36 protein-coding genes, 1 tRNA gene and 1 pseudogene are annotated in these 26,730 nt (G+C 62.1%); 29 read left to right on the plus strand and 9 right to left on the minus strand.

Going from position 1 to position 26,730, the window contains the following annotated elements; translation table 11 throughout:
* Positions 1-124: 124 nt before the first annotated feature.
* The 4 genes from WS87_RS13155 to WS87_RS13170 all read right to left on the minus strand — a co-directional run bounded on the left by WS87_RS13155 (position 125) and on the right by WS87_RS13170 (position 4,430).
* Positions 125-2,491 carry a RelA/SpoT family protein gene (locus WS87_RS13155; RefSeq protein ID WP_059530123.1) on the minus strand — a complete coding sequence of 789 codons (2,367 nt, stop codon included), beginning with the start codon at positions 2,489-2,491 and terminating at the stop codon, positions 125-127.
* Positions 2,492-2,554: 63 nt separating this feature from the next.
* Entirely contained in the window at positions 2,555-2,758 is a 204-nt protein-coding gene (gene rpoZ / locus WS87_RS13160; protein ID WP_006025620.1) for a DNA-directed RNA polymerase subunit omega, read from the minus strand.
* A 58-nt stretch (positions 2,759-2,816) separates the two neighbouring features.
* Positions 2,817-3,500, minus strand: coding sequence for a guanylate kinase (gene gmk / locus WS87_RS13165; RefSeq protein ID WP_059530126.1), 684 nt, complete (start codon positions 3,498-3,500; stop codon positions 2,817-2,819).
* A 6-nt stretch (positions 3,501-3,506) separates the two neighbouring features.
* Positions 3,507-4,430, minus strand: a complete 924-nt coding sequence (locus WS87_RS13170) for a YicC/YloC family endoribonuclease (protein WP_059467048.1) — start codon at positions 4,428-4,430, stop codon at positions 3,507-3,509.
* A 175-nt stretch (positions 4,431-4,605) separates the two neighbouring features.
* Here WS87_RS13170 and rph point away from each other — a divergent pair, with 175 nt between their 5' ends.
* The 24 genes from rph to WS87_RS33585 all read left to right on the plus strand — a co-directional run bounded on the left by rph (position 4,606) and on the right by WS87_RS33585 (position 19,795).
* Positions 4,606-5,346, plus strand: a complete 741-nt coding sequence (gene rph, locus WS87_RS13175) for a ribonuclease PH (RefSeq protein ID WP_059530129.1) — start codon at positions 4,606-4,608, stop codon at positions 5,344-5,346.
* Complete coding sequence (gene rdgB, locus WS87_RS13180; RefSeq protein ID WP_059816316.1) at positions 5,339-5,968, plus strand: RdgB/HAM1 family non-canonical purine NTP pyrophosphatase; 630 nt, start codon at positions 5,339-5,341, stop codon at positions 5,966-5,968. Before rph ends, rdgB begins: the two co-directional genes overlap by 8 nt.
* Before the next feature lie 34 nt (positions 5,969-6,002).
* Positions 6,003-7,217 (plus strand): radical SAM family heme chaperone HemW, encoded by a 1,215-nt coding sequence (gene hemW / locus WS87_RS13185; RefSeq protein ID WP_059816318.1) that lies wholly within the window; start codon positions 6,003-6,005, stop codon positions 7,215-7,217.
* Between the two features lie 42 nt (positions 7,218-7,259).
* Positions 7,260-7,347, plus strand: a tRNA-Ser gene (locus tag WS87_RS13190).
* Positions 7,348-7,524: 177 nt separating this feature from the next.
* On the plus strand, positions 7,525-8,760 hold the full coding sequence (locus WS87_RS13195) for a tyrosine-type recombinase/integrase (RefSeq protein WP_059816321.1): 1,236 nt from the start codon (positions 7,525-7,527) through the stop codon (positions 8,758-8,760).
* 13 nt (positions 8,761-8,773) lie between these two features.
* Positions 8,774-9,391: a hypothetical protein gene (locus WS87_RS13200; protein WP_059816325.1), complete on the plus strand. Its 618-nt coding sequence runs from the start codon at positions 8,774-8,776 to the stop codon at positions 9,389-9,391.
* 146 nt (positions 9,392-9,537) lie between these two features.
* Positions 9,538-9,756 carry a helix-turn-helix transcriptional regulator gene (locus tag WS87_RS13205; RefSeq protein ID WP_082750564.1) on the plus strand — a complete coding sequence of 73 codons (219 nt, stop codon included), beginning with the start codon at positions 9,538-9,540 and terminating at the stop codon, positions 9,754-9,756.
* The gene (locus tag WS87_RS13210) at positions 9,753-10,076 is read left to right on the plus strand and encodes a transcriptional coactivator p15/PC4 family protein (protein WP_082750565.1); all 324 of its coding nucleotides are present in this window, start codon (positions 9,753-9,755) and stop codon (positions 10,074-10,076) included. The genes WS87_RS13205 and WS87_RS13210 overlap by 4 nt, the downstream gene beginning before the upstream one ends.
* Before the next feature lie 183 nt (positions 10,077-10,259).
* A complete protein-coding gene (locus WS87_RS13215; RefSeq protein ID WP_236873188.1) occupies positions 10,260-10,499 on the plus strand; it encodes an XRE family transcriptional regulator in 240 nt (79 codons plus the stop codon).
* A 68-nt stretch (positions 10,500-10,567) separates the two neighbouring features.
* Positions 10,568-10,849, plus strand: coding sequence for a hypothetical protein (locus tag WS87_RS13220; protein ID WP_107938135.1), 282 nt, complete (start codon positions 10,568-10,570; stop codon positions 10,847-10,849).
* Positions 10,846-11,154: a hypothetical protein gene (locus WS87_RS13225; RefSeq protein WP_059816333.1), complete on the plus strand. Its 309-nt coding sequence runs from the start codon at positions 10,846-10,848 to the stop codon at positions 11,152-11,154. The genes WS87_RS13220 and WS87_RS13225 overlap by 4 nt, the downstream gene beginning before the upstream one ends.
* Entirely contained in the window at positions 11,147-11,380 is a 234-nt protein-coding gene (locus tag WS87_RS13230) for a hypothetical protein (protein WP_059816335.1), read from the plus strand. The genes WS87_RS13225 and WS87_RS13230 overlap by 8 nt, the downstream gene beginning before the upstream one ends.
* Positions 11,373-11,777, plus strand: coding sequence for a hypothetical protein (locus WS87_RS13235; RefSeq protein ID WP_107938136.1), 405 nt, complete (start codon positions 11,373-11,375; stop codon positions 11,775-11,777). The genes WS87_RS13230 and WS87_RS13235 overlap by 8 nt, the downstream gene beginning before the upstream one ends.
* Positions 11,774-11,959 (plus strand): hypothetical protein, encoded by a 186-nt coding sequence (locus tag WS87_RS13240; protein ID WP_059816337.1) that lies wholly within the window; start codon positions 11,774-11,776, stop codon positions 11,957-11,959. The genes WS87_RS13235 and WS87_RS13240 overlap by 4 nt, the downstream gene beginning before the upstream one ends.
* Positions 11,956-13,272 (plus strand): AAA family ATPase, encoded by a 1,317-nt coding sequence (locus WS87_RS13245; protein ID WP_082750566.1) that lies wholly within the window; start codon positions 11,956-11,958, stop codon positions 13,270-13,272. Before WS87_RS13240 ends, WS87_RS13245 begins: the two co-directional genes overlap by 4 nt.
* Positions 13,269-13,700, plus strand: a complete 432-nt coding sequence (locus WS87_RS13250) for a hypothetical protein (protein WP_059816340.1) — start codon at positions 13,269-13,271, stop codon at positions 13,698-13,700. Before WS87_RS13245 ends, WS87_RS13250 begins: the two co-directional genes overlap by 4 nt.
* Entirely contained in the window at positions 13,687-14,277 is a 591-nt protein-coding gene (locus tag WS87_RS33575; protein ID WP_159085667.1) for a hypothetical protein, read from the plus strand. The genes WS87_RS13250 and WS87_RS33575 overlap by 14 nt, the downstream gene beginning before the upstream one ends.
* 227 nt (positions 14,278-14,504) lie before the next feature.
* Positions 14,505-14,972, plus strand: a complete 468-nt coding sequence (locus tag WS87_RS13255; RefSeq protein ID WP_159085668.1) for a hypothetical protein — start codon at positions 14,505-14,507, stop codon at positions 14,970-14,972.
* A complete protein-coding gene (locus tag WS87_RS13260; RefSeq protein ID WP_059816349.1) occupies positions 14,969-16,063 on the plus strand; it encodes a hypothetical protein in 1,095 nt (364 codons plus the stop codon). Before WS87_RS13255 ends, WS87_RS13260 begins: the two co-directional genes overlap by 4 nt.
* Positions 16,064-16,220: 157 nt before the next feature.
* Entirely contained in the window at positions 16,221-16,376 is a 156-nt protein-coding gene (locus WS87_RS33580; RefSeq protein ID WP_159085669.1) for a hypothetical protein, read from the plus strand.
* Positions 16,363-17,331: a hypothetical protein gene (locus tag WS87_RS13265; RefSeq protein ID WP_059819712.1), complete on the plus strand. Its 969-nt coding sequence runs from the start codon at positions 16,363-16,365 to the stop codon at positions 17,329-17,331. The genes WS87_RS33580 and WS87_RS13265 overlap by 14 nt, the downstream gene beginning before the upstream one ends.
* Positions 17,332-17,585: 254 nt before the next feature.
* Positions 17,586-18,605: a tyrosine-type recombinase/integrase gene (locus WS87_RS13270; RefSeq protein ID WP_082750687.1), complete on the plus strand. Its 1,020-nt coding sequence runs from the start codon at positions 17,586-17,588 to the stop codon at positions 18,603-18,605.
* 304 nt (positions 18,606-18,909) lie between these two features.
* On the plus strand, positions 18,910-19,506 hold the full coding sequence (locus WS87_RS13275) for a hypothetical protein (RefSeq protein ID WP_159085670.1): 597 nt from the start codon (positions 18,910-18,912) through the stop codon (positions 19,504-19,506).
* A 79-nt stretch (positions 19,507-19,585) separates the two neighbouring features.
* The gene (locus tag WS87_RS33585) at positions 19,586-19,795 is read left to right on the plus strand and encodes a hypothetical protein (protein WP_159085671.1); all 210 of its coding nucleotides are present in this window, start codon (positions 19,586-19,588) and stop codon (positions 19,793-19,795) included.
* A gap of 34 nt (positions 19,796-19,829) precedes the next feature.
* Here the strand turns inward: WS87_RS33585 and WS87_RS33590 are convergent, their stop codons facing one another.
* The 3 genes from WS87_RS33590 to WS87_RS13285 are packed head-to-tail and all read right to left on the minus strand — an operon-like array spanning position 19,830 to position 21,312.
* Entirely contained in the window at positions 19,830-20,183 is a 354-nt protein-coding gene (locus tag WS87_RS33590) for a hypothetical protein (protein WP_159085672.1), read from the minus strand.
* A gap of 41 nt (positions 20,184-20,224) precedes the next feature.
* The gene (locus tag WS87_RS33595; protein ID WP_159085673.1) at positions 20,225-20,713 is read right to left on the minus strand and encodes a hypothetical protein; all 489 of its coding nucleotides are present in this window, start codon (positions 20,711-20,713) and stop codon (positions 20,225-20,227) included.
* 38 nt (positions 20,714-20,751) lie between these two features.
* The gene (locus WS87_RS13285) at positions 20,752-21,312 is read right to left on the minus strand and encodes a helix-turn-helix domain-containing protein (protein ID WP_059820288.1); all 561 of its coding nucleotides are present in this window, start codon (positions 21,310-21,312) and stop codon (positions 20,752-20,754) included.
* Positions 21,313-21,594: 282 nt separating this feature from the next.
* On the opposite strand from WS87_RS13285, the gene WS87_RS13290 reads away from it, so the two are divergent.
* The 3 genes from WS87_RS13290 to WS87_RS33600 all read left to right on the plus strand — a co-directional run bounded on the left by WS87_RS13290 (position 21,595) and on the right by WS87_RS33600 (position 23,174).
* Positions 21,595-21,969, plus strand: a complete 375-nt coding sequence (locus WS87_RS13290) for a helix-turn-helix domain-containing protein (protein WP_053060305.1) — start codon at positions 21,595-21,597, stop codon at positions 21,967-21,969.
* Positions 21,953-22,534: an ImmA/IrrE family metallo-endopeptidase gene (locus WS87_RS13295; protein WP_082750731.1), complete on the plus strand. Its 582-nt coding sequence runs from the start codon at positions 21,953-21,955 to the stop codon at positions 22,532-22,534. Before WS87_RS13290 ends, WS87_RS13295 begins: the two co-directional genes overlap by 17 nt.
* A 316-nt stretch (positions 22,535-22,850) precedes the next feature.
* Positions 22,851-23,174 carry a hypothetical protein gene (locus tag WS87_RS33600; RefSeq protein WP_159085674.1) on the plus strand — a complete coding sequence of 108 codons (324 nt, stop codon included), beginning with the start codon at positions 22,851-22,853 and terminating at the stop codon, positions 23,172-23,174.
* A 391-nt stretch (positions 23,175-23,565) separates the two neighbouring features.
* Here the strand turns inward: WS87_RS33600 and WS87_RS13305 are convergent, their stop codons facing one another.
* Complete coding sequence (locus WS87_RS13305) at positions 23,566-24,684, minus strand: right-handed parallel beta-helix repeat-containing protein (protein WP_059820297.1); 1,119 nt, start codon at positions 24,682-24,684, stop codon at positions 23,566-23,568.
* A 502-nt stretch (positions 24,685-25,186) separates the two neighbouring features.
* Between WS87_RS13305 and WS87_RS13310 the strand changes: the two genes are divergently transcribed.
* Entirely contained in the window at positions 25,187-25,507 is a 321-nt protein-coding gene (locus tag WS87_RS13310; protein WP_236873190.1) for a hypothetical protein, read from the plus strand.
* Positions 25,508-25,792: 285 nt separating this feature from the next.
* Positions 25,793-26,044 (plus strand): annotated as a pseudogene (locus tag WS87_RS34235) (TetR/AcrR family transcriptional regulator); the annotation flags it as partial.
* 90 nt (positions 26,045-26,134) lie between these two features.
* On the opposite strand, the gene eco reads toward WS87_RS34235, so the two are convergent.
* The gene (eco, locus tag WS87_RS13320) at positions 26,135-26,638 is read right to left on the minus strand and encodes a serine protease inhibitor ecotin (RefSeq protein ID WP_059820284.1); all 504 of its coding nucleotides are present in this window, start codon (positions 26,636-26,638) and stop codon (positions 26,135-26,137) included.
* Between the last annotated feature and the right edge of the window lie 92 nt (positions 26,639-26,730).

Below are 26,730 nucleotides of genomic sequence, written 5' to 3' on the forward strand. Positions count from 1 at the left end.
CTTCGGCCATCGCCCGCTCGGCCCGCGTCGGGTTGCCGCTGCGCGACACCGCCCGACCCACGGCACAAACGAAAACGGCGGCCCGTGGCCGCCGTCGTATCCCGCCGCAAACCAACGCGCGGCGTCAGTAATCCTGCCGCTCGCGCTCGATGCGCATGCCACCGTCGTGACGCGCATGCACGCTGTCGTCGGTCGAGCGCTCGCGCATGATCCGCATCACGTCCGGATTGGTCCGCACGCGCCGCATCACGTTCGCGAGATGCACGCGATCGCTGACCTGGATCACGAACCGCAGCACCGTCGATTCGTGCGTCAGATCCTCGTCCATCGCGATGTGCACGATGTTCGCGTCGGCCGACGTGATGTCCGCCGCGACGCGCGCGAAGATGCCCTTCGTGTTCTTCACGAGCGCCTTCACCGCGACGTCGAACAGACGACCCGGCTGCGGCGCCCACTCGACGTCGATCCAGCGGCCCGGATCGCGACGATGGATGCGCTGCGCGACCCGGCAATCGGTCGTATGAATCGCCATCCCGAGGCCGATGCCGATATAGCCCATGATCGCATCGCCCGGAATCGGCCGGCAGCACGCCGACAGTTGCACGGACATCCCTTCGGTGCCGGTAATCACGACCGGCGGCGCATTGTGTGCGGGATGCCGCTCGGACTTCGGCAGATCGTCGTCCGCATCGCGGCCGCTCATCAGCACCTCGATGCGCTTGGCCATCACCGCGGCGACGCGCCGGCCGAGGCCGATGTCCGCGAAGATTTCCTGGCGACTCTTGTTACCCGTCCACTGGACGAGCTTCTCCCACACCTCGGGCGCGACATCGGCGAGCGCGAGCCCGTAACCCTTCAGACTCTGGTCGACGAGCCGCTCGCCGAGCTGCACCGACTCGTTCAGGCGCATCGTCTTCAGGTAGTGACGAATCGCCGAGCGGGCCTTGCCGGTGCGCACGAAGCCGAGCCACGCCGGGTTCGGCTTCGAATACGGCGCGGTGATCACCTCGACGATATCGCCGCTCTTCAGCTCGGTACGCAACGGCAGCAACTCGTTGTTGATCTTCACGGCCACGCACTGGTTGCCGAGATCGCTGTGAATCGAATACGCGAAATCGAGCGCCGTCGCACCGCGCGGCAACGCCATGATCTTCGACTTCGGCGTGAACACGTAGACCGCATCCGGGAACAGGTCGATCTTCACGTGCTCGAGGAATTCGCTCGAATCGCCGGCTTCGCTCTGGATGTCGAGCAGCGACTTCAGCCACTGATGCGCGCGCTTTTGCACGTCGTTCAGATCCGCGCCGCCGTTCTTGTACAGCCAGTGCGCGGCCACGCCCGCCTCGGCGATCTCGTGCATCTTGCGCGTGCGCACCTGGAACTCGATCGGCGCGCCGAACGGGCCGACGAGCGTCGTGTGCAGCGACTGATAGCCGTTGATCTTCGGGATCGCGATGTAGTCCTTGAACTTGCCGGGCACGGGCTTGTACAGCGCGTGCAACGCACCGATGCACGTGTAGCAGTCGAGGGGATTCTCGACGACGACGCGAAAGCCGTATACGTCGAGCACCTGCGAGAACGACAGCTGCTTGTCGCGCATCTTGCGATAGATGCTGTAGATCGTCTTTTCGCGGCCGGTGATCTCGGCGTCGAGCTTCGCGTCGCCCATCGCGCGCTGCGCGGCCTCGAGGATTTTGCTGATCACTTCGCGGCGATTGCCGCGCGCGGCCTTCACGGCCTTCTCGAGCGTCGCGTAGCGATGCGGGTTGAAGTTCGCGAAGCTCATGTCCTGCAGCTCGCGATACGTGTTGTTCAACCCGAGGCGGTGCGCGATCGGCGCATAGATGTCGAGCGTCTCGCGTGCGACGCGGCGGCGCTTTTCCATCGGCACCGCGCCGAGCGTGCGCATGTTGTGCAGACGGTCGGCGAGCTTGACGAGGATGACCCGCACGTCGCGCGCCATCGCGAGCAGCATCTTGCGGAAGTTTTCCGCCTGCGCTTCCTCGCGACTGCGGAACTCCATCTTGTCGAGCTTCGACAGGCCGTCGACCAGCTCGGCGACCTTCGGGCCGAACCGTTCGGCCAGCTCGCTCTTGGTCACGCCCTGGTCTTCCATCACGTCGTGCAGGAGCGCGGCCATCACGGCTTGCGCGTCGAGCTTCCAGCCGGCGCAGATTTCCGCGACGGCGACGGGATGGGTGATATAGGGTTCGCCGCTCTGGCGATATTGACCGAGGTGGGCTTCGTCGCTGAAGTGGAACGCCGCCTTGACCTCTTTGATTTCTTCCGGAGGGAGATACTCGGCAAGCGCGGTCGTCAGTTTCGCGATCGAAACGACGCCGTGCTTGCGCGGCTGCTCCGGAGTGGCGGTCGGCCCGAACAGATGCCGGAAGGACTGTTCGAGGACCGCGTCGATGTACTGGCGCGCAGGCGACTGGGCCGTGGCTTCGGTGGTCGAATCCGCGGAGGCGGACGATGGGGTGGTGCTCATATTCGCCTCCAGGTCGAGTCGTTGCGCGCGTGGACTACATGGCTGGAACGGGCCGGATGCGCGTTACACCGGCACCTTCTTCAGCATCTCGACGCCGACCTGGCCGGCGGCGATCTCGCGCAGCGCGACGACGGTCGGCTTGTCGCGGCTCTCGATCTTCGGCGTATGGCCTTGCGCGAGCTGCCGCGCGCGGTAAGTGGCGGCGAGCGCCAGTTCGAAGCGGTTGGGGATTTGCTTCAGGCAGTCTTCGACGGTAATGCGAGCCATGTTGGTAATTCCTTCTGAATATAGTCCCTATTCTACCTTATGTCCCTCTACTCCCGCGTCATTCCGCGTGGGGCAAATGGATGCCGAGCTCGATGAACAGCTCGGCATGTCGCGCGTACTGCGAAGCAAAGCGCAGGCGCGTCGCCGCGACGATGCATTCGAGCTCGGCCAGTGCACGATCGAAATTCTCGTTGATCACGACGTATTCCGCTTCGGACGCGTGCGCCATCTCGCTGCCCGCCGCGAGCAGGCGTCGCGTGATCACGTTCGGTTCGTCCTGGCCGCGCTTCTTCAGACGTTCCTCGAGCGCGTCGAGCGACGGCGGCAGAATGAAGATGCCGACCGCGTTGCGGAACTGCTTCTTCACCTGCTGCGCGCCCTGCCAGTCGATCTCGAGCAGCACGTCGTGGCCGTTCATCATCTGCTCTTCGATCCAGACGCGCGACGTACCGTAATAGTTGCCGTGCACTTCCGCGCTTTCGAGGAATTCGTGCGCGGCGTGGCGCGTGCGGAAATCCTCGACGGTCGTGAAGTGGTAGTGCTGGCCGTCCTGCTCGCCCGGGCGCGGCTTGCGCGTCGTGTACGAAATCGACAGGCAGATGTCGCTGTCCTTCGACAGCAGCGCGTTCACGAGCGTCGACTTGCCGGCGCCCGACGGCGCGATGACCATGAACAGGTTGCCGGGATAGACGCCGCCGTGCAGCGCGTGCGATGCGTGGCCGTCGTGAGTGGGGTGGGTCATGTTGCGTTACTCCAGGTTTTGCACTTGCTCACGCATCTGCTCGATCAACAGCTTGAGCGCCATCGATGCGTCGGCCAATTCCTTTGCCGCCGCCTTCGAGCCGAGCGTGTTTGCTTCTCGATTCAGTTCCTGCATCATGAAGTCGAGACGCTTGCCGACGCGGCCGCCCTTCTCGATCACGTGACGCGTTTCGTTCAGGTGCGCGGTGAGTCGCGACAGTTCTTCCGCGATGTCGATCCGGATGCCGTACATCGTCACTTCCTGACGAATGCGTTCCGCGGCCTCCTCGCGCGTGACGATCGGCGCGCTGCCTTCGGGCGCCGCGAGGCCGAGCGCTTCCTGCAGCCGCTCGACGATCTTCTGCTGATGCTTCGCGATCAGCTCCGGCACGAGCGGCGTGATGCGCGCGACGATCGCTTCCATTTCAGTGACATTCGACAGCAGCATCGTCGCCAGCTGCGCGCCTTCGCGCGAACGCACGACGACGAGCTCGCCGATCGCTTCCTTGCCGCACGCGAGCACCGCGTCGCGGATCGCTTCCGCCGACACGCCGCTCTCGGCGAGCACGCCCGGCCAGCGCAGGATCTCGCCCGCGCGCAGGCGGCCGACGCCCGGGAACGAATCGAGCACCGAGCGCTCGAGCTCGGCAAGCTGGCCGAGGGCCGTCTGGTTCAGCGCGCCGGCGCCGATGCTCTGCTCGCCGCGCTGCAGGTTGATGCGCACGTCGACCTTGCCGCGCGACAGCTTGTTCATCAGCATTTCGCGCAGCGCGGGCTCGCACGCGCGCACGTCGTCCGGCATGCGGAAATTCAGGTCGAGGAAGCGCGAGTTCACGGTGCGCAGTTCGACCGACACGCTGGTGCCGCCGTTGCCGGTAGCCGTCGCGAGTTCGCGCGTCGCGCTCGCATAGCCCGTCATGCTGTAGATCATGGTTCGTCTCGCCGTCTGGGTGCCCTTCTCGGGCGGGAATATGTCGAGGCGCCCGGCGCATTGCAAGGCGCGGGGCGGGAAGCGCGCATTATCCCATTTTTGCGCCCCACCCCGCCGGGCAAGGCTGCCGTTCGGCGCTAAAATCGGGGTTTCCTCTTCCGTCCACGATTCCCCCATGACGTCTTCCCTGTCCCGCCCGAGCGGCCGCCGCGCCGACGAACTGCGCAAGGTCGCCCTCACGCGCCATTACACGAAACACGCCGAAGGCTCGGTACTCGTCGAATTCGGCGATACCAAGGTGATCTGCACCGCGAGCGTCGCCGAACGCGTGCCCGAATTCCTGCGCGATCGCGGCCAGGGCTGGCTGACGGCGGAATACGGGATGCTGCCGCGCGCGACGCACACGCGCAGCGACCGTGAAGCCGCGCGCGGCAAGCAGACGGGCCGCACGCAGGAAATTCAGCGCCTGATCGGCCGCGCGCTGCGCGCGGTGTTCGATCTCGAAGCGCTCGGCCCGCGCACGATCCACATCGACTGCGACGTGATCCAGGCCGACGGCGGCACGCGCACGGCCAGCATCACCGGCGCCTTCGTCGCCGCGCACGACGCCGTGTCGAAGCTGATCGCGGCCGGCAAGCTTGCGCGCTCGCCGATCACCGACCACGTCGCCGCGATCTCGGTCGGCGTGTACGAAGGGGCGCCCGTGCTCGATCTCGACTACGCGGAAGATTCGCGCTGCGACACCGACATGAACGTCGTGATGACGGGCGCCGGCGGCTTCGTCGAAGTCCAGGGCACCGCCGAAGGCGTGCCGTTCTCGCGCGCTGAGATGAACGCGCTGCTCGACCTCGCGCAAAGCGGGATCGGCCAGCTCGTGCAGCTGCAGAAGGACGTGCTGGGCGCCGGCCATGTCTGACGATCGCACCCTCGCGCCGCTGTCGCGCATCGTGCTCGCGTCGAACAACGCCGGCAAGCTGCGCGAGTTCACCGCGCTGTTCTCGACGGTCGGCATCGAGATCGTGCCGCAGGGCGACCTGGCCGTGCCGGAGGCGGAAGAACCGTTCGGCACGTTCATCGAGAACGCGCTGACGAAGGCGCGCCACGCGTCGCGGCTCACCGGCCTGCCGGCGATCGCCGACGATTCGGGCCTGTGCGTGCGCGCGCTGCGCGGCGCGCCGGGCGTCTATTCGGCACGCTACGCGCAGCGCGCGGGCGGCGACAAGGGCGACGCGGCGAACAATGCGTACCTCGTCGAGCAGCTGCGCGGCGTCGACGACCGGCGCGCATACTACTGCTGCGTGCTCGCGCTGGTGCGCCATGCGGACGATCCCGAGCCGCTGTTCGCCGAAGGTCGCTGGGCAGGCGAGATCGTCGACACGCCGCGCGGCGAGCACGGATTCGGCTACGACCCGTATTTCCACCTGCCGTCGCTCGGCGCGACGGCGGCCGAACTCGAGCCGGCCGTGAAGAACACGCACAGCCATCGCGCGCTCGCGCTGAAGGCACTGCTCGCGCGGCTCGCGGAGGAACCGGCATGATCGACTTCGTCACGCATTCGCAACCGGAGGCCGCATGAGCCAGGCGGCGGAAACCGGCGCGCGCGTCGTCGCGGCCTTCACGTCGCCCGGGCAGGTACGGCTCACGTCGCTGCCGCCGCTCGCGCTGTACGTGCATTTTCCGTGGTGCGTGCGCAAGTGCCCGTACTGCGATTTCAACTCGCACGAGTGGAAGGGCGAGCGGTTTCCGGAAACCGAGTACCTCGACGCGCTGCGCGCCGATCTCGAACAGGCGCTGCCGCTCGTCTGGGGCCGGCAGGTGCATACGGTGTTCATCGGCGGCGGCACGCCGAGCCTGCTGTCCGCGGCCGGTCTCGACCGGCTGCTGTCCGACGTGCGCGCGCTGCTGCCGCTCGATGCCGACGCCGAGATCACGCTCGAGGCAAATCCGGGCACGTTCGAGGCCGCGAAGTTCGCACAGTTCCGCGCGAGCGGCGTGAACCGCCTGTCGGTCGGCATCCAGAGCTTCAACGAAGGCCATCTGAAGGCGCTCGGCCGCATTCACGACACCGCGCAGGCGCGAGCGGCCGTCGAGATCGCCGCGAAGACGTTCGACAACTTCAACCTCGACCTGATGTTCGCGCTGCCGAACCAGACGCTCGACGAATGCCGGGCCGACATCGAGACCGCGCTGTCGTTCGCGCCGCCGCATCTGTCGCTGTATCACCTGACGCTCGAACCGAACACGCTGTTCGCGAAGTTTCCGCCCGCGGTGCCCGACGACGACGCGTCGGCCGACATGCAGGAATGGATCCACGCGCGCACGGCCGAGGCCGGTTACGACCGCTACGAAGTGTCCGCTTACGCGAAGCCGAATCATCAGTGCAAGCACAACCTGAACTACTGGCGCTTCGGCGACTATCTCGGGATCGGCGCGGGCGCGCACACGAAGCTGTCGTTCCCGAACCGGATCCTGCGGCAGGCACGCTACAAGCATCCGGCCACCTTCATCGAACAGGCGATGGCCGGCACGCCGGTTCAGGAGGAACGTGAAGTCGGTGCGCGCGACCTGCCGTTCGAGTTCATGCTGAACACGCTGCGGCTCGTCGAGGGCTTCCCCGTGCACAGCTTCGTCGAGCGCACGGGTATGCCGATCGGCACGATCGAGCCGGCCCTCAAGGAAGCGGAGCAGCGCGGACTGATCACGCGCGATTTTGCGCAGATCGCGCCAACGCCGCTTGGTCAACGTTTCCTCAACGACTTGCAGGAATTGTTCCTGCGCGACGATTGAGGCTGAACGAGGCGGCATTTCGGTTACAATGCCGCCTCGTGTGGAAGCGTGGCCGAGCGGTTTAAGGCACCGGTCTTGAAAACCGGCGACGGGAAACTGTCCGTGAGTTCGAATCTCACCGCTTCCGCCAGATCACCCACCTACATCGATCCGAATTCGTCGGAATCAATCGGCGAAACGCCCGTCAGTCAAGGCTTCCAGCCAATCCACCATCACAAAAATAGCCGGAATCGGTTGCGTCCCATCGGGATAAATCGTAAAGTTTTCGGTGGGTTGGTTGGGGGGTTGAGAAACTGACGGGGAAACGATGCCGAGGAAAGCGACGGAGCTAGGCGCCCTAGCCGTGTCTAAGCTGTCGAAACCAGGAAAACACGCTGTTGGGCGTGTTCCTGGTCTCGTCCTGCAAATCAGTCCCACTGGTACGAAGTCGTGGCTGCTGCGCGTAACGGTGGGTGACCGCCGGCGCGAAATCGGTCTGGGCCCCTATCCCGCCGTCCGTCTGCAAGAAGCCCATGCGAAAGCCCAAGCCACGCGCGATGAAATTGCGAGCGGTATCGATCCCGTGCTCGCGAGAAAAGAGATCGCAAGTCGACTCCGGGCCAGCCAGGCTTTCGAGATGACCTTTGAAGAAGCGGCGAAGCGCTTCATCAGGGCCAAGGCGCCGGAATGGAAGAATGCCAAGCATGGCGACCAATGGCGAAATACCCTCGCTGAGTATGCATATCCCAAGATCGGAAATCTGATGGTGAGGCACGTCGCTCGTGCACACATCGTCGAAATCTTGGAGCCGATTTGGACCACCAAGACCGAGACAGCATCGCGCCTGCGGGGGCGCCTCGAAGCGATCCTCGACTGGGCCAAGGTGAAGGGCTTCCGCGACGACGGAACTAATCCTGCGTCATGGCGAGGCAACCTCGACAAGCTCCTATCCGCGCCCAAGCGCACCAAGCGCGTGCGAAACCATCCAGCCCTTCCGATCGACCAGATGGCGGAGTTCATGCAAGCGTTGCGTGCAACAACCGGCGTTAGCGCGAGATGCTTGGAGTTCGCAATCTTGACCGCCGCTCGCTCGGGGGAAGCCCGGGGAGCACGATGGAGCGAGATCGACTTGAAGCGCGGCATCTGGTCGATTCCTGCAGAGCGAATGAAGGCGAAGAAGGAACACCGCGTGCCACTGTCGTCAACCGCCATTGAGCTGCTCAAGGCGATCGAGCGAAATGAGGATCAGGATCTCGTGTTCCCCAGCCCACGGTCAGCCGGCTTGCTAAGCGACATGGCCTTACTGGAACTGATGCGCCGACAGAGCCTTGAGGCAACGCCTCACGGCTTTCGCTCTACGTTCCGGGACTGGGCCGGCGAATACACCAACTATCCGCGCGAACTCGCCGAGGTTGCTCTTGCACACATCAAGGCGGATGCGACCGAGGCCGCCTACTGGCGGGGCGATGTACTGGAAAAGCGGCGCCGCATGATGACTGATTGGGCGGAGTTCATAGCGATCGATCGCGATCGCGATACGAGCGAAAGTCCGCAGCAGGACTGACCAAGGAAAGACAATGACCATTAACGATGACCTGGCGGACCTTGAGGGCGCTACTCAGAAGCCCGGCGACCGCGCCACGGAGATCATGCTCGAGTTGCAGGAATTATGGCTGTCGATGGCGCCTGGAAAATCAGAGGACGATTTCGAAACCGAGGTCCACAAGCTCTTTGATTACCACGACGTCGAAGTCGCCGAACTCGAATCCCAATATCAAGCTGTTGCCGACAGGAGCAAGCGCGAACTCGGCGCATGGCCTTTAATCGAAATTCCTATCGTGATTGCGTACGGATATGCCTACTCTGCCAATCTCGCTAGCCTGGCCGGGCTTCCGACGAGGGCATGTAGCCAAATGGGACACGCGTCATTTTGGTGGGGGCTCGCTGTGGGTTTGGCACGCCCCGCCGGGGACAAAGAAGAATCGCCCAGTATCAGCGAGATTGCGCGTAGAGCCGCTTATGCGCGGAACACCGAGAATCGGGCGTTGAAGGAGGCGGCATTCGAGTGGATGTCGAGCCACCGGAATGAATGCAAGAGTAAGGACGACGCTGCGGAGCGTCTCACGAAAATTGTTCCCGTTGCATTTAGAACGGCACGCCGGTACGTCTCAGAATTCGATTTGTCAAGACGCTGAGCGTGCTCCGGCTGCACAGTGCGCGCTCGTCGAAATCAATGCACGCAGAGGTTGCATCGAGCACGCGCCCGGGATTCACGGCCTCGCGCCTGGCGTAAAAAATCCGTATCGACCCGTCCAATCCCGGACGCTTCCGAGTCGATACGATGAAAAAGTCAGACGCTCAAGCTCTCCAGAATTTCGACAGCCTGCCGAACGCTGCCGGAGTCAGTGACACCGTTGTGGCCGCCTTGTGCGGTTGCAACGTCTCCACCGTTTGGGATCGCGCAAAGCGCGGAGACCTTCCTAAGCCCATCAAGATCGGCGGCTCGACCCGCTGGAACGTCGGCGAGTTGCGTGCCGTTCTGACGGGAGCGCACGCATGACGATCCCGACGACCCAAAATGAAAAGGGCCGCGACTCCTGCCAGAGCGCGGCCCAGACGACCCGTGGAAATGATACCGCGGCGTCGGGACCCGGTGCGTGCTTTCTCGATGTGCACCGCAGCGCATCGGAACGTCTCCGTGTCCAATTGCGCCAGTACCGCGGCCGCGAGTTCCTCGACGTGCGCTACTGGTATCTAGACAACGACGGCGAATACCGCCCGAGCCAGAAAGGCGTCACGCTCAACCCTTCCCAGCTCGCCGAACTCGTCCAGGCACTGATGATCGCCGGCCGGGCCTTCGACACGAAGGGGGTGAACTGATGGACGAGAGCAACTTCGCCAGTTTGACAAAGGTACCCAAAGGGCCTACATTGACGGGTATGGTTCGCGCAGCCCGCGAGGACCGACTCTCCGAAAGGATGCCCATCATGAAGACCCTTCTTCGTGCGTGCCAAGTCGCGCCTAAAAAAAATGATTCAATACTCCCCTCCCAAAGCCGAAGACATGGAGCGTCTGAAACAGGCGCTTGGCAAGAGCAGCACGGAAATGGCCGAGCTCTTCGGCATATCGACCGGGCGGCAGTGGCGCAAGTACATGGCGGCGGATGCGAACAACAGTCGCGATATGGGGATGCACATGCTGTTCTTCGCAATGGCTCGGCTCGAGTTGGACACGGAGACGTTCGACCGGATCTTGAATCGGATGCGCGCGGTCGGCGCCACGATCGAGCTGGACAGCGAGTAACCGCCGGTGGCGCGTTCGCTGCCGCCATCCCGAATACTCCCGCTCAGCCGGCCGATCCGTTCGACATCGTGCCGAGCGCCTGGCGTACCGGCCGGCCGTCGACGCCCGCGACCACCCTCACGCCGGATCTGTTCCAACTCGCCGGCATTCGCGCTGCTGAGCACTGGATGAAGGTCCGCCCGACCTCGCGCCCGAACCAATGGTGCCGGTCGACGTTCGACAATCTCGTCGCCGGCCTGGGCCGCATCAACTCCTACTCCGACTGCCTCGCAGCGTTCGAGCGTTCGTTTAAGCGCCGCATTGAAGACGCCACCCGCACCAACCGTAATGCGACGGAGGTGCGCGCATGAACTCGCCCCTGTTCGAAATCATCCGGGCATCGCTTCGCGCGCCGGCCCCGTCCGTCAGCGCAGAGCACATCCGTAGCTCGGTTCAACAATATCCGCTCTTTGCTCGCGCTGGGTCGCATGCAGCCGAGCTCTGGCTCGGGCAGTCAGCGGTGAGCATGGCTGATTTCCGCGACCACCGCTTCGCGAACCTGTTGGACGGACTGGCGCCGGTACCGTCCGACGAGGACCGCCGAACGGCCTTCAATGATGCGTTCACGCGCCGTATCGCCACGGCTATCGCTCAAGCGGAGGTGTTCCATGTCTAACAACAGTCGAAACTACGGCAAGTTCGTGCGCATCCCTGGCGTCAGTCGAGACTGCGCTATCAGCGGCCGCGCGATCTTCGGTCTCAGCATCGACGCAGGTCATTTCGAGCCCGAGGAGCTCGAAGCCGCACTGCCTTTGTTGATCGACATGCTGCGCGAAGAATACGAGCTCGCGCGGGGGCGTGTTGCACAGCAACGGGCTCGTGCGGAGGTGAGCCATGGCTAATCGACAACCCGATGCAGCGGGTCTGCTCGCCTTTCTTTGGGACCACTTCGACGCGAATACGGCGTCCGACGAGGATCTCGAGTATCTGGCGGTTGCGACTGGTGAAGCAGTAAATGCCGCGTTCAAACTCGGCACGGTTATCTCCGGCATTGCTTGCCTCGTTGGTGACGACCGCGGCGCAGATGACAATCCGGAATGCGGAGCACTTCAGGATGGAAGTCAGTCGACCCTATTGCACTTCATTGCAGACGAAGTCGAGACGATTGGACGCCTCGCGTACATTGGTAGCGAATCAGATTTCAGGTTGCGCACGCGTCTGAAGGAACGGCTGGCGACCAGCACGTCTCGTCGTATCAAGTACGATTTGCAGTCCTCAACAGATAAGGGTGCCGCATGATCTCGACGAAAGCCGAAAACATCCGGTCGCTCGTCAACGCCATGATCGATAGAGAAATTGAGCGCTGCAAGAAACAGATGGGTAACCGCGAGTGGGAAAAGCACAAAGAGTGGGTAACGGCAAACATCGTGACGGCAGCGAAGATCTGGCTCACTCGGACAGCAGCGGAGGGCCGGCTATGACGGATCACCTTGCCGATTTCGATCTCGAGGACGAACTCGAGGCGGGTCGCGTAGCCGCGGCGCGCTCAGCGTTCTTTGCTAAGACCCGCAGCGTGAATGATGAAAAAGCACGGCCGGCGGTCACGATCTCGCGTGCTTCCGCCATTGTGCCGGAGGCGATTCGCTGGCTCTGGTCGGATTGGCTCCCGGAGGGGAAATTGACTCTACTGGCCGGTTCGCCGGGAACCGGTAAGACGACTCTGGCCCTAGCATTGGCAGCGACCGTCACAACAGGCGGCACGTGGCCGGACGGATCAGCCTGTAATCGTATCGGCGATGTTCTCGTATGGAGCGGCGAGGACAACCCGGCTGATACGATCGTTCCGCGGCTGATGGCGGCCGGCGCCGATCTCGATCGGGTGCACATCATCACGGGCCGCACTGATGAGAATGGGGGGCTGCTTCCTTTCGATCCGGCAGCCGACATGCCGCTGTTGTCAGAGCGGCTGGCCGACATGGACGCGGCGCGATTGCTGATCCTCGATCCGATTGTTTCAGCAGTGTCCGGCGATGCTCACCGTGTCAATGACGTGCGAAGAAATCTTCAGTCGCTGGTCGATATGGCCAGCGCGCACGGCTGCTGCGTACTCGGCATTTCGCATTTTGCAAAGGGGACCAAGGGTAGCTCCCCCGCCGAGCGCGTTATCGGCTCACAGGCGTTCGTTGCGCTCGCCCGCATGGTGCTAGTTGCCGGCAAGGACGAGGCAGCCGAGCGCCGGATTTTGGCCCGCGCAAAATCGAATATCGCCCCGGATGAAGGTGGCGTTGCGTACTCGCTCGAACTGACCGAAACGGTGGGGATCACTGCAAGTCGGGTTGTATGGGGCGCACTGATCGACGGATCCGCCCGCGACATTCTGGGCGACGTTGAGCAAGATGACGAAGAGCGTACCGGGCTGGACGATGCCTGCGAATTTCTGGCTGGCCTACTGTCGGATGGACCGGTCCGGACGAAGGTTCTGAAAGCTGACGCAGATGGCGCCGGTTTCAACTGGAAAATGATGCAGCGTGCCGCATCTAAACTCGACGTCCAGAAACGCAAAATTGGGATGAAGGAAGGATGGGAATGGGCGCTCGCGAAAGAGACAGCCCACGAAGAAGACACGAAGAATCCCACTCTCTATACCGTGTCCCCTTCGGGAAGTCATGTCCCCTTCGGCTCTGGCAAGGGTTTGCAGGCGGTCGATTTTGGTGATTTTCCCGAAGGGGACATTGTCAAGGGAGTGTCGCCTTCGGAGAATTCTTCGGATTCAGAGCCCGGAGGTGATGTATGACGCCCTTCGAAATTTGGACGGAATGCCGGCGAGTCGGGATCACCCTAATCGTCAATGGCGACCGCCTGAGCTGGCGCGGCCCCAAGGCGTCAGCCGATCGATTGCTGCCTGTCATGCGAGCGAACCGGGATGCACTGCGTGAGTGCGCGCGCGAGTTGAACGGCCTTCCTTTGGAAGACGGGCCGTTTCTCCCGTGGGGCCCGTATATCGCCCCCTGCCTCCTCGAATCGATGCAGCGCGAGTTGTTTGAGGTCGTTGACAAACTGGCGAAGCTCGAGCGCTGGCGCGACGATGACTATGATCTCGTCATCGGGGCGATCGAGCGCCAGCCGATCAGCACCCTCCGGCCGGATCTCGCCCATTTCAGAGAGCGGCTTGAGCGTGCCCGGGCAGCCAACAAAACGAGGAAACACCATGGTCAGTATTGAGCATGCCGCACGGGCGATCGCGCGCGCTATCGCTACAGATTCTCCCGATCGGCAACCTGCCATTGCCCAGAAATGGCAAAGCGAGCTGATGGCTGGCTTCTTGAGCGGAACGCTTCGTGTGCTTGACTCAGGAGATCGAACTCAAATTCCACCTGATCGACCTGGCTCAATAGTGGGTGCCGTGCACGTTGGTGCCGTCACACTGGATGAGCTGAACCGCTGGCTGACTGCACGAGGGACGCCAGTCACTATTGGTCAGAAGCACTTTGCTGAAGCCCTTGCACCATGGTCAGCGGACAGCGCAATCGGCGGCCCGACAGCCGGCCTGTCCTGGCGCAGCGACCCGTACTGGCGAAACGTTGCCCATGAACAGGCAAATCGAATTGCACAGCGCAACGTCCAACGGGGATACGGTGGCACGAGCCAACGTGACGTCATGGCCGATGTTGCAACCGAACTGCGAAAAGATTCGCGCTTTCCTGCCCGTGCCGTAGATCCGCAAACCTTCCGGAGAGTGCTTCTGAAAGGATGGAAGTGGCGTCATATCGTCGTCGCCCCCACAGCTCGAGCAGGTTGACTGCTTGGCGCAGTGGCGCGACTGGCGCGCGTGATGGCGCGTTGTAGTCTCTAATCTACAGATCGTCCCTCATATACCCTCGCTAACAATGGCAGCAAGGCGTTTTCGCTGAACACTGCCATTTTCAATTTTTAATCTCTCGCGCCATTGTGCGCGCCAAAACGCTCCACGAACCTATCTCCACTGGCTCGGCATCCGGTTGAGTCACTTACCTGGGGAGGATGATCGTGAAGCGTATCAAGGCAGCCGCGCTGCCGTTCGCCCAATTTCTCGGGCGTCATCACACCGCATCGACGACTCCGTTCGAATCGAAGCCGTCGGCGTCGAGCCGAGCCGTTCAAGCGATCCGCCGTGCTGCGAAGCTGCCGGAGCGAAAACCGCAGCTGCCGGATTCCACTGCATTCAGTCATACCGTCCAGGCGCTCACCAAACCGGGCGCAAATGAGGCGGCGTCGGCCGCGCGTCAGCACGACATCGACGACGAGCGCGCTCGCTGCAAGGCGATCTACGAGGCTGCTGCCAAGGTCGGATGCCCGTGGGTCGGCGTGGCGTTGATGAAGTCTGGCCTGTCGATCGATGCGGCCCAGGCCATCACCACCGCCATTGCGAAGGATCGAGCCGACGCGACGCCCTCCTCCGATTTCCAGGGCGACAACCGTATCGATCGCTTTAGGGCCATGGGAGCCATTCAGTGAAAGCAATCCAGAAGATCCAGGACAAGATCGCCGCTCAACACAAAGCAATCGAGCGGGTGACGTCCGATCGCAACGCGGCGCAGGCGAGCATCGACGGGGCGAACGCGCACCTCGTTACGCTCGACGAATTGAAATCGCAGCGGCGCCGTGTGCTCGCCGAGGCGATGGTCGCGAAGAAGACGGCAAACACCGCCGCGATCGACGCGCAGATCGCGAACGCCGAGCAGCAACATGCGACAGCGCTCGCAGCAGCCGGCGCAGCTCGCGACGCACTCGAAATCTATGACGAGGGTTTGCGCATCGCCGAAGCGGAGCTCGCCAGTCTCGAAGAGCAACGCCGTGAAGCCATCCGGGTCGAGATCCTCGCGTATCACGATGCCGGCCTCGAGAAATACCTCGCGGCCGTTGCGGCAATGGAGGAAGGTGTCGCCGCTATGGTCGCTGCCGGAAGAGCCTGGAAGCACGCCGGCGCAGCACTCGACCATCAACCGTTCCCGGCTCGTGGCGAGCGCGTCCTCACTGACATTCGCGAATCCGGTGTGCGCGTTCCGCACACCGCATCTCGGCTCGCTGATCCGAAGGTTGCGGCTGAATATACGTCCGACTATCCCGAACACTGGTATCTGCCCGCATGGGCCGATCCCCTCACGCGAGGATTCGCCGAGCAACACATCGCCAACCTGGTGGATTCGCTCGTCGACGCCGGCGTCGACTGCACTGCGCCGGCGCGGCCCGAGCCCGAAGAGAAGCAGGTCAAGGTGCGAATCATCAAGGGATCGATTCAGGCAGAGCCGAGGATCGTCCGTTCCGCTGCAACGGGCAAGGTCATTTCGTCGGAGCCTGTCACCTTCAGCGAAGGCGACGACGTGTGGATCGGTGAATCGCTGGCGCGCAGCCTCAAGGTCAATCGCATGGTCGCGATTCACGGTGAGGACTCGCTCCCGAGCTCCAACCCGCAATCCGCCGGGCCCGAAGTCGTGGATGCCTCACCGCCCGATGACCGCCCGGCATGGCGCCCGACATGGCGGCAAGATCAACCGAGCGAATATGCCGGCAACTTCCATCGGCTCGACATGAGCAGCTACGAGTAACAGCGGAAGCTCGTCACGCCCCAGCCGGCGGTGGGCGAAAACACCGGCAGTTGCCGATGCTCCTGGAAGCGGGGCCTCTCCCGACGTCACGCGTCAAGCGTCGGGCCCAACCGCGGCAGGCGGCAGCACCCCTCACCACATGAATTGGAGAAGTCGAATGACGGAACGAATCGATCAGACGGCTGCGAATGGCGGCGCGTCTGAATACACCTGGAAACCGTGCCTCATTGCCGGGGAAGTGTGCGGCGAGACGCCCGGAAACCCTGCGTTGAACGGTGGCATCAACAAGGAGGATCGGAATGTATCGCATTGATGACGCAACCGCTGCCACTTCGCTGCCGGCGCCTGAAGCCGCTAGCACCGAGGGATACTTCACTGAAGGGAATCCGGCCACCGGCACGCCCGCGACGAAGGTTCGTGGCTCATGGATGAACATGATCCAAGAAGAACTCTGCAGCATTCTGGCCGCAGCAGGAATCGCGCGGTCGAAGACGACCTATAACCAAGTCAACAGTGCGTTGCAGAAGATGTATTCGCCGGTCGTCGGCTCGGTCCGAAATTTGGCCATGAATATTCCGGCCGCATCCGCGACCGCAACGCTGACGGCCGATCAGATCATCGTGGGGAGCGCACTCGGAGGACAAACGTTCGCTCTTTCGAACTTTAACAAAACGATCAATCTGGGTGGCACCGGCGCCGGCGGGATGGATGCCGGCTCTGCGTCTCCGAACGGAACGGTCGCAATTTATGCAATCTACAACCCGACTACAGGGGCAAGCGCGCTGCTTGCGACGAACGCGAGCGCGACGGTCGCCCCGAGCATCTACGGCGGCGGCAATATGCCGGCTGGCTATACCGCCTCTGCCCTGGTGAGTGCGTTGCTGACGAACGCCAGCGGCCAGATGTTCCCCGTTGTGCAGGTCGATCGTGAAATCCATACGGTAACGAGCTTATTCGCGCAGACGAACTCGCAGATCTCGTCTTTGACACAGGGTACGATCGGTCTCCCTCCGAACGCGAAGACGTTCAGCGGGTGGGGTTCAATCAATTCGACCAACGCGGTCAACGCACAGGTCAACATCGCTGGCACGTCCACCAACATCGGGGGGCAGCAGGTTGCGGGGTCTGCCGCGTCGTCTGGCGAGACGGCTGGTGGTCGATTTTCCAACGTCCCGCTTGTGACGCCGCAGAAATACTACTGGTCGGCACTGTTGTCCTCGGGGACGTTCAACCAGGCAACCCTATACAACACTTCATACACCATCTGAGGTGGACAGCATGGCGACGATTTACGTGAATTTTTCTGACGACTCGAAGACGGAAATTGTTGGGTATTTCAATACCCGTCAAGACACGGAGGTATGGCCACACTCGGATGAAATCGGCGCAGACGATCCGCGATGGGAAACGTACTACACCGCGCAATCTCCGGATATTCAGAGGTATTTACCAAATCCAACTGCGTAAAGCTCGATCTGGCGACCATTGGTTATGACGAGTCCCAATTTTGTACATTTTTCCTATGAAGATCTCAGTATTTCGCGTGGGAAAGATTTGGCACTATCGGTTTCAAGTCGATCGCCGGCGCGTCCAGCGCTCCACGAAGAGCGTGGTATATGCCGACGCAGTGGCCATCGCACACCGCGCATTTCGATCGGCATGTGCCGCTTGCAACCATCATTCGGCACTTGCTATTCCCACACTTTCACAGCTGGCCCAAGCGTGGATCGATGCACATGGGATGATCGTAAGTCCGTCTCATTTAGCAGGCGTTGATGCATTCCGACGGCTTCACCTCTACCAGCTGGGCAATACGCCGATCGACTGCCTGACCACAGCAGCCGTCGAGGAGGCCCGCACTCAGCATCTCCGGTCACACGCACCGAGCTCGGTCAATCATTGGTCGCGCATCGTTCGTTTGCTGGCGAACTGGGCCGTTCACCGTGGCATCGTCGATCACGTCCCCTTCAAGGTGAAAATGCTCAAGCTGCAGCGCCGTCCCCGCGCAACATTGCCCGTCGATCTCTCAGGCCAGTGGCTGGCAGCGATCGACACCGTCGCTAGCGGCCCCGTACGTATCGCGATCCGGCTCATGCTGGGAATGGGTCTTCGAGAATCGGAGGCGGCCACCGCGCGGTGGGAATGGCTGGATCTCGTCCGTCAGATATACATTCCTGGGCGCACCAAGGGACGCGAGGCTGATCCGGTTCCAGTTCCGGCGTGGCTGCTCGACTATCTTCGGCCTCTTCGGCAGCCCACCGGATTGATCGTGGCGCGTCCTGACGGCCGAGCGTTCGCTCGCGGCTTCACGCGTGCAAGCATTAAAGCCGCCAACGCGCGCATCGGCATCGGCGAGATCACTCCGCACCGACTGCGCGGTACATTCGCCACGCTGCTCAGTGAAAATGGCGCCCCGGTACAGGTGATTCAGCGTGTGATGCGACACAAGAGCCCGCTCACGACCATCGGCTATCTCGAGGCGGATCTGGCTCATGCGGCCCGGGCTCAGGCGCGCATCGCTGAGCAATACGGATTCCGATGATGGTCACGTCACGCAGTGGCGAACGAGTGGCGAAAGGCGCCCGCAAACGCCCGACCAGCAAGGCACCTGCCCTTATCGTGAGTTGTGCAGAGTCGCGCGATCGCCGACCGCGCTGCCGGGCCGTGGTGAGCGCATCGGCCAGCGGAAAAGACTGGATTTCAGGGCGGCTGTGTGCCCGCCTGGCCGTCGCGGGTCCTTACTGAGGGCCCTGCTGCATGGGCACTGCGCACGCGCGATCTCCGGCTAGCTACAGACTTTTTGAATTTGGTTGACAGGTTGACAGAACCGCCAATAGGAGAAATCTATGACGACAGTTTCGCAGTCCGCATTCGCGTCAATGTGTAGCGTATCGCGGCAAATGGTATCGAAGTGGAAAAGCGCCGGATGGCTTGTACTGCAAGGATCCGCGGTCGATGTCGAAGCGACCGATGCGCGCATGAAGAAGTACTACAGCAAGGGCTCGCCAGTCCCAGCGTCGGCGCTCTCGGTGGTTGACACGGGGGCGGCATCGGTTGACAAACTCGCGGCGACCACGCGGTATTCTGTCAACCACTCGTCGGCCGCTGCAACTGCTGGCGCACGTCTGGCGATGCTCGACGGGACCCTCAGTTTCGCGTTTTCGCAAGATGCGCTGCGCTCGCGTATCGACAAGGTTGCTCGAATCCTCGGTTGGCAGGTGCGGTTCGAGGGCGAAGGTATCTTGCTTGGCAAGGGGGGCATGGATCCCGTGATGCTCAGCGACGACCCATTCGAGGTTAGTGCGTATGTCGCGCTCGAGACCCTGCGCGTTGTCGGCCTCGATCTTGACGCGCCGCTTGCGCCCGTACACGAGCCGGCGCTCCCCTTGCTGGCGAAGCCCTTCGGGACACCCGCGACGGAGCAGGCATGTAACGCTGAGTAGAACGTCTCACGGATCAAAAGAATGCCATGACCTTCGAGACCACGTTGACGGGACTGTCGCCCAGTCTCATGATAAAAAAATGGAAACCCGAATTTCAGCGCCCGAAGCACCCAAGCGTGAAACTCGCGAGCGCCTCGTGAGGATCGAAACTCGCCTGGAATCCGTGGCAACAAAGGAAGACCTGCATCGCGAAATAAACGCACAGACCTGGAAGCTCGTCACATTCGTATGTAGCTTTGGGACTGCGCTCGTGGCGGCAACCTACTTCCTCGCCAAGAATCTCCGCTGACGCCAACCTGATCTTCATCTAAGTCCCCCGAGCTTCACTGCCTTCCCTTGCGCTTCTTTTTCGGGCCGATTCCATTGAGCTGTTGGCGAAGAAATTCCTGTAACGGGGATCCGATTCCTTCGGGGGAGCTGATCGTCACGCGTCTCGCCTTGACTGGCTGTAGAGGCCGATCGATTCGCGCTGGCGGTCTGACGAGCTTTGCCTCGAGAAACACGTGCAGCGAATCCAAGTCGTACACATATGTCTTATGGCCGAGCCGGTATCGTTTGATGTATTCACCTTGGCGATCGATCCGGCTAATGCTCTGGTATGGCACGCCCAAGAATTCAGCGGCTTCTTTCGCGCTGATACGTCGCCCATCAAGCTTCTTAGAATCGTCGTTCTCCATCTCCCTCACCTCTGAAGCAATGATAAGCGCCGTGATGCAGGTCAGTTGACGAGGCTAACGCCGATCATGACCGTACTCGCAACCGCAAGCGTCGCGCTGGCCCATCCGCATGTCTGTCCCGCGATAATGAAGCGCCGGCCGCCGGCGAGACGATCGAACACGTGGTCGACTTGCTTAGATACATCATCAACCGCAGCGATCCGTTCTTTGACTTCCTCACGCATCCTGCTGTAGGCCGCCGAAGCAAGATACATATTGGCGATTGCAAGAACGACACCGAGTCCATACCCAAGCAATGGTGCAACAGCCGCCCATTTCGGTTGCGGCAATTTTCCACCTGCCAATAGCGTGGCAACGCCCGCAAAACCCGCCGCGTTCAGCACCACAAGATGCTTGACGGTCTCAAGGTCCCAAGTTGACGATAGATCCTCCAGGCGCTCCCACCATCGATCGAGAGGGGTTCGCAATACCTGCCGCCGTGCCAGTTCAAGCGCCCGATCATCTTCTGCACGTTCGTTTCGTACGTCCATCCCCTCAGCCTCCTAGTTCGCTCGCGATATACGAATCGTCACTTTTTCTTCTGCTTGTGAGCCCTGAGTAACGCATCAAACTCCTTCTCCGCTTGGCGCGCGGACGGCGACAAACTACGCGGCCGAAGCGGCGGGATTCGATCGGCCGGCAGACACGGGTCAATGCCAGAGCCCCTGGAACTCGGTTTCTTCGTTCGCTGCTCCATTTCCTCCCGCAGCGTTTCCGGCCATATACGCCATTGGCGCCCAACCTGGAAAAAGCCCAGGGCTCGCTTATTCGCGAAAACGGTTGAGTAAGAGACGTTGAGCAACTCCGCCGCCTCTTGCAAGCCGAGAGCGTTCGCCGTCGATGCTGCATGCGATTCGGACACTCCGACATCCGCCGGAGGTTGCGCGGGCGTGGTGGCGGCATGTCGCTCCGCTTGCGCCGCCTCTCTCCGCAATGATCGCGTTTCGGCCTCCAACCTCGCGCATTCAGCCTGCAGGTGGTCGATCGCATCTGCGGCCTTCCAGTCGAGAGACTGCTCGCGACTCGAGCTCCGCTCCACGCGAGCGCGAAGCCGTCGCACCAAGTTGCCGAGCTTGCTCGTATCGCTCATTAGATATGTCTGTGTCCATATGGTGCTGACCGGATCAGCCGCCCCCCGTACAGCGCCGATCGCTCGAATTGGATCCCCTCGCCCATGGTTTCCCGCTTGCCCCTTTGCCAGGTCAGTTAGCGTAGTCGTTGCTTTTGCACAACAGTAGTGAGATCAGGCCGTAAGCCAAATAGTTGACATCCCTCCCGATCGGCATATACTTCACCATGTAAGCTGATCGGCTTACTGCTTAACCGAGAGGACGACATCGACACCTAGGCGTCGAACACTGGAGAACTTGTGATGAAGCTTACCCCGTTCGGACTTTGCGTAAGAAAGCTCCGACTGGAACTGGGGCTTACGTTGAAGTCTATGGCTGATGCGCTTGGCGTCAGTTCTGCATACCTGAGTTCGATCGAACTGGGCGATAAACAGCTTACCGCGAAGATCGCGGAAGACTCGCTTCGGTTCTTTCAAGGGAGATTGTCGGAAGAGCAGTTGAAAGAACTGCAAGATTCGGCTGCGAAATCGGTCGACATTGTGCCCGTCTCATCTTTGGGTGGTGATGAGAAGGTGTTGGTCGCCGCCTTTGCGCGACGATTGACGGAGGGTGCTGGGGTTCCTGATGAAGTGATGAATTGGCTGAGACGCGAGGTCAAAAATGGTCGTTCTGAGTGATCAGGGAGTCGGGCCTAAACGCCCGTCGGGCTACAAAGTAGCGCCGCGCAACCGCGTGCAGTTGCGCGCGGTTGCGGACGAGCTTCGCCCCATGCTTGTGAGCGAAGGCTGTTACAAAAGCGATCCCTATTATCTCGATGCGAGTCATCTGCTGGAGAATGTGCTGCACCGCGCGCAGTACACGTTCCACCCGGACGACTCGCCCGAGCTTGTCGAGACCGCCGCTTTCGCGATTCCCGAGCGAAAGCTCATCGTGATCCGAGCGGACGTCTACGACAAGCTATCCGAAGGAAGCGCGTTTTCGCGGTACACGGTGGTCCATGAGTTCAGTCACATCGTGCTCGATCACGCAGTTACTCTGCACCGTGGCGCGGTACTCGGACAACATGAATGGTGGGAAGACAGCGAGTGGCAGGCGAACAATCTGACCGCTGAATTGCTGATGCCGGTCGCAGTTGTTCGGGCGCTGGGAGGAAATTCGCAACTGATTCAGCAGCGATGTGGCGTCAGTGCCCCGGCTGCCGAGAATCGATTGAAGAACTTGCGGAATGAGCGACTGATTTGATTGGAGGGCTAGAGTTGGCGCTCTAGCTCCCCATGAGCGGTGTCGGTAAGCGTTGTTTCGCCACCGGGCTCGATACGTCAAAGGCAACGGGATTGTAGATCTCGGGACGCTCGAGTGCAACAAGAAAAAACACAGCGCGCCTCAACATGACGAGGTGACTATGTTCAATCCGAACGTACGTCCGAAAGTCGTCCGTGTGAGCCAGTACGTGCGCTTCCGCTTCGGGCGGTTGGAGCATGTCTGCAAGCACTGGCGCTCGGCCCCGAGCCGATAAGCAAGGGGTTGATCGGCGGATCCTCGATTCGGGGATCCGCTCTTGATCTACACATTCTCGAAAGGTGTAACTATGACGTGGTACCTAACGCGAGTTGAGTTACTTCGCGATCCTAAAAGTTCGGACTATACGCAGTTGCATGACCGTATGCGGCGTGCCGGCTTCCGCACGACAATTCCAGCGAACGGCGGCGCAAAATTCGCACTGCCCCCTGCTGAGTATTTTTGTGACAGCACTCTGGACGTCAACGCGGTACATCAAGTGGCCAAGGACACGGTCGCGTCCAGGTTGCGATTCGGCCTCAAATATCGGATCGTCGTTGCGCGCATCGATGCCTGGTGCGGAAGCAATCTCGAAGCAGCATAAAGCGGCCTCTAATCACGACCGGCCCCAAAAAAGGCGACCTTTCTTGCAAGTGTCGCCTTTCTTCGCGCTGCATTGTCTAGCAAGCTGATCGCAACAGGCCGGCTTGACCATATGTCAGGCGGTCGCCCTTCATGGCCTTGAACGTCAGGGGGTTGTTTTGGGGGTCTTTTAGCAATCCATACCGCCTCGGCTCTTTTCCATCATACAGACATGAATTCTGTCGGGGGACCAGCAATTTCCCGATTTCCCCCCTGTCCCAAACCCGCGTCGCCCGCATTTGCTGCATCCGGGCGCAGGATCGTGCACGTGCTCACCTAGTCGCGGCTCGGCCGCAACCACCTCCATCGGGCTTTGCCACAACGCCCACCCGCCTTCCGGCCTCACCGCCCCGTCACTGCATCAACCCCGTCCTGACCTGCGGCATCAGACTCGCATTCGCGCCCGTCACAGCAAACGTCCCCGTCGGCGACGCCCCGGCCGGCAGCACCAGCAGACTGCCGTCCCCGAGCCGATTCGCATCGACGACGATCTGGTTCGCCGCGCAACCATTCGTCAACAACCAGACCGGCAAGCCGGCAATCGACGAGAACGTGTTGCCCGTCACACTGAACGAACAGACGTTCCCGTACGCCCGGAAACCCGCATAGCCGGAGCCCGACACGCGGTTGTCCGCCACCGTGACATCCGACACGGTTCCCGACCACGTATCCAGCTCGATCGCGCCCTGCTGCGTCGGCTGCAGCCCGTTGTTCACGTTCGCGTTCTGGATGTTGGTCACGGTATTGCCCTTGATGACGACGTTCGAAGACCCGTAGGTTTTCCAGCTGTCTTCCTGCGCGACCAGAATCCCCGCCGCCTTCTCGACGCCGTCGACCGTATTGTTCGAGATCGTTACCGCCTGCCCGCCGACGACGGTGATGCCGCGCCCCCACGCGTTGCCCGACACCGCGTTATGGTCGATCAGCACGTTGTTGCTCAGGCGGCCGTCGCCGAGATAGCTGACCACGGCGATCAGATCATCGCCGGTGCCGGCCACCGTATTGTTCTGCACCAGTACGTTGGCCGATCCGTAAGTCGTATGGATGCCGTCGGCCAGCGTCGCCCGCACGGTATTGCCCACGATCGCGATGCCGTTGCCGCCGAACACGAAGATCCCGGCGCTCGCGCCGCCCTGGATCGTCACGCCGAGCACCTGAACGTCCGAGCCCGTCACCTCGACTTTCGTCGACTCGGGCGTCGTGAGGCGCGTCGCGCCGGTGCCGGCCAGCGTCACGCCAACGAGCGTCGAACCGGCACCGCGCATCACGATTGTCTGGTCGGCCGGATTCGTGGCGGCCAGCGTCGCGCCGTATCCGGAAATCACCGTCTGGGGCACCGTCACGGCAAGCGAATGCCCGACGACGTAGCGTCCCGGTGCGATGACCAGGCGTTGACCGGCACGCAGGCTGTCGAATGCTTTCTGCAACGCGTCGGCCTGGTCGCTGCCGTCGGCGGCCGGGAAGACCGTCACATCGGCGACGAGAACGGGTTTGGTGCCATTGGAAGGCGCACGCGTCGCGCCGGACGCCGTACCGGTCGCCCCGGCGGTCGACACCGGGCTGCCGGAATTCGTCGATGAAGCCGATGCACCGGATGCTGCACCGGCAGGCGCGACGGACGATGTCGATGTGCCCGCAACGGTCTGCGCGCCCGCGGCCGCGTTGTCGTCGCCGCCGCCACATGCGGCAAGACAAAGGCAGAGCGCGGCAAACGTCGCCCGATCGACTGTACGCATACGAAGTTCCGCTAGCCCAAATTGGCGTCATCGTAAGTACGCTTGATCACTTTGTAAATGAATTCCACATTTCACCTGTGAAATATTTCGTTGTCCTCTTCCATTCATCACGACGACATGCGACACGCGATCGCACCCTGACCGAGCGCAATCGACATGCACGGGAGATTACGTAGAATCCCGAACCTTCATCTGCACACGGACCTCGACCATGATTCGAACACTCGCGGCCCTGGCCATGTTTTCGGCGCTGATCTGCACGGCGAATGCCGCCGGCGTCGCAAGCGCGACCGGCACGGCGACGCCGAAGCATCGATACGTCAGCCCGGGCGTCGCCAACGTCGCGGATGCCGCAACACGCCGGCCGGAACGCGCGTCGCCCGTTGCTCGCTGCAGCGAACTGGCCGCCGGCATTGATGCTGTCAAACATGCGCCGGACCGCGGCCATAAGGTCGTGCGCGGCATCGGCCCGGACGGCAAGCCGCGCAACGAGCTGCGTGCTTACGACAAACGAGCCGATTTGGAGGTCGAGCATCGGCAGCTCGGCTGCCAGCCGTAAACGTCACGCCGTCCGATCAGGTCGCACCGGCCATCGCCCCTTGCGCATTCGCGCCGCCGTCGATCGTCAACCCCGTCCCGCCGATCGACCTCCCCCACTGGCCCGACGACGAGCGCGACGAGCGCCACCACAACCTCGGCCTTGCCGCCTTGCGGAATCGCCATCCGCGATGGGTTGTGCGACGGTGTGCTACCCGTCGGCCGGATTCATGTCGGTATCGGTCGCCGAATGCACGAGATTGACCGAGATGCCGCACGCCGAGATCGTGCGCAAGCCCCTGCGTTCAGTGGTGTACTCCGGCAAACGCTGATCGCGATGCGCAAGCAGACGGTCGCGGCGTTACGCGCGCGCCTTGGCGAAGTCGTGGTAACCGGCGAGCTCACCGCGCACGCGAACCTCGATGCGATCGGGCGCTTCTACGTGACGCTGCAACAAGGGATGTCGATTCAGACGCGCTACGGCGCGAGCCGTCGCGATCTGGGGGTGGCCGCGCAAACCGCGCTGGCCGCATGGCCGGCGCTCGCGGACGCGAGCGGCGGATACCGTAACGGGCTCCGGAGAGAAACCCGCAAGACCGCACGGTCATGCAGCGGCAAGCGCCCCCGCATGACCGCGCCGGTCGGTGCGTTACTGCGTGACGGCGTGCTGCACGTCCTTCGACGCATGCCACACGCGGTAGCGCACGTCGAAACCGTCCGGTACGTATACGACGAGCGGCAGGCGGCTGTTGTAGCGCAGCAGCTGGCCGTCACCGCGCACCTGCACGAAGCGCTGCTGCGGCGCCTGGCCGGGGCAGGCCATCAGCGTCGATGCCGGCCCCTTCACGTCGGTCAACCGGTAATACGTATAGCCCCAGCCCTTCACGTCCTCGGCGGTCAGCTCGCCGCCGAACCATTGCTGGTTGCAGTCGGTCTGCAGCGTCTTGCCGATCATCAGCTCAACGCGCGCGTCGCCTTCGTTCTCGAGCGCGGGCAGCGCGATCACCGCGCGCTGCTGGCCAGCCGCCGGCTGCGGGAACATCTTGATCGATTCGGCCGGCACGGCGGGCGCCGATGCGGGCCCGGCCGCGCAGGCGGCGGCAGCGGTCGTCACGCAAAAGGCGGCCAGGACGGCCCGGATCGCGAATTTCATCGATGTGCTCCTGATAAACAAAATAGGCTCCGATGCTAACACTTTCGTCGCACGACCTTACGAGGCTGTAATTTGACGACACAATTGCAAAC

The sequence above is a fragment of the Burkholderia sp. MSMB0856 genome, from assembly GCF_001524645.2.
Lineage (GTDB): Bacteria > Pseudomonadota > Gammaproteobacteria > Burkholderiales > Burkholderiaceae > Burkholderia > Burkholderia diffusa.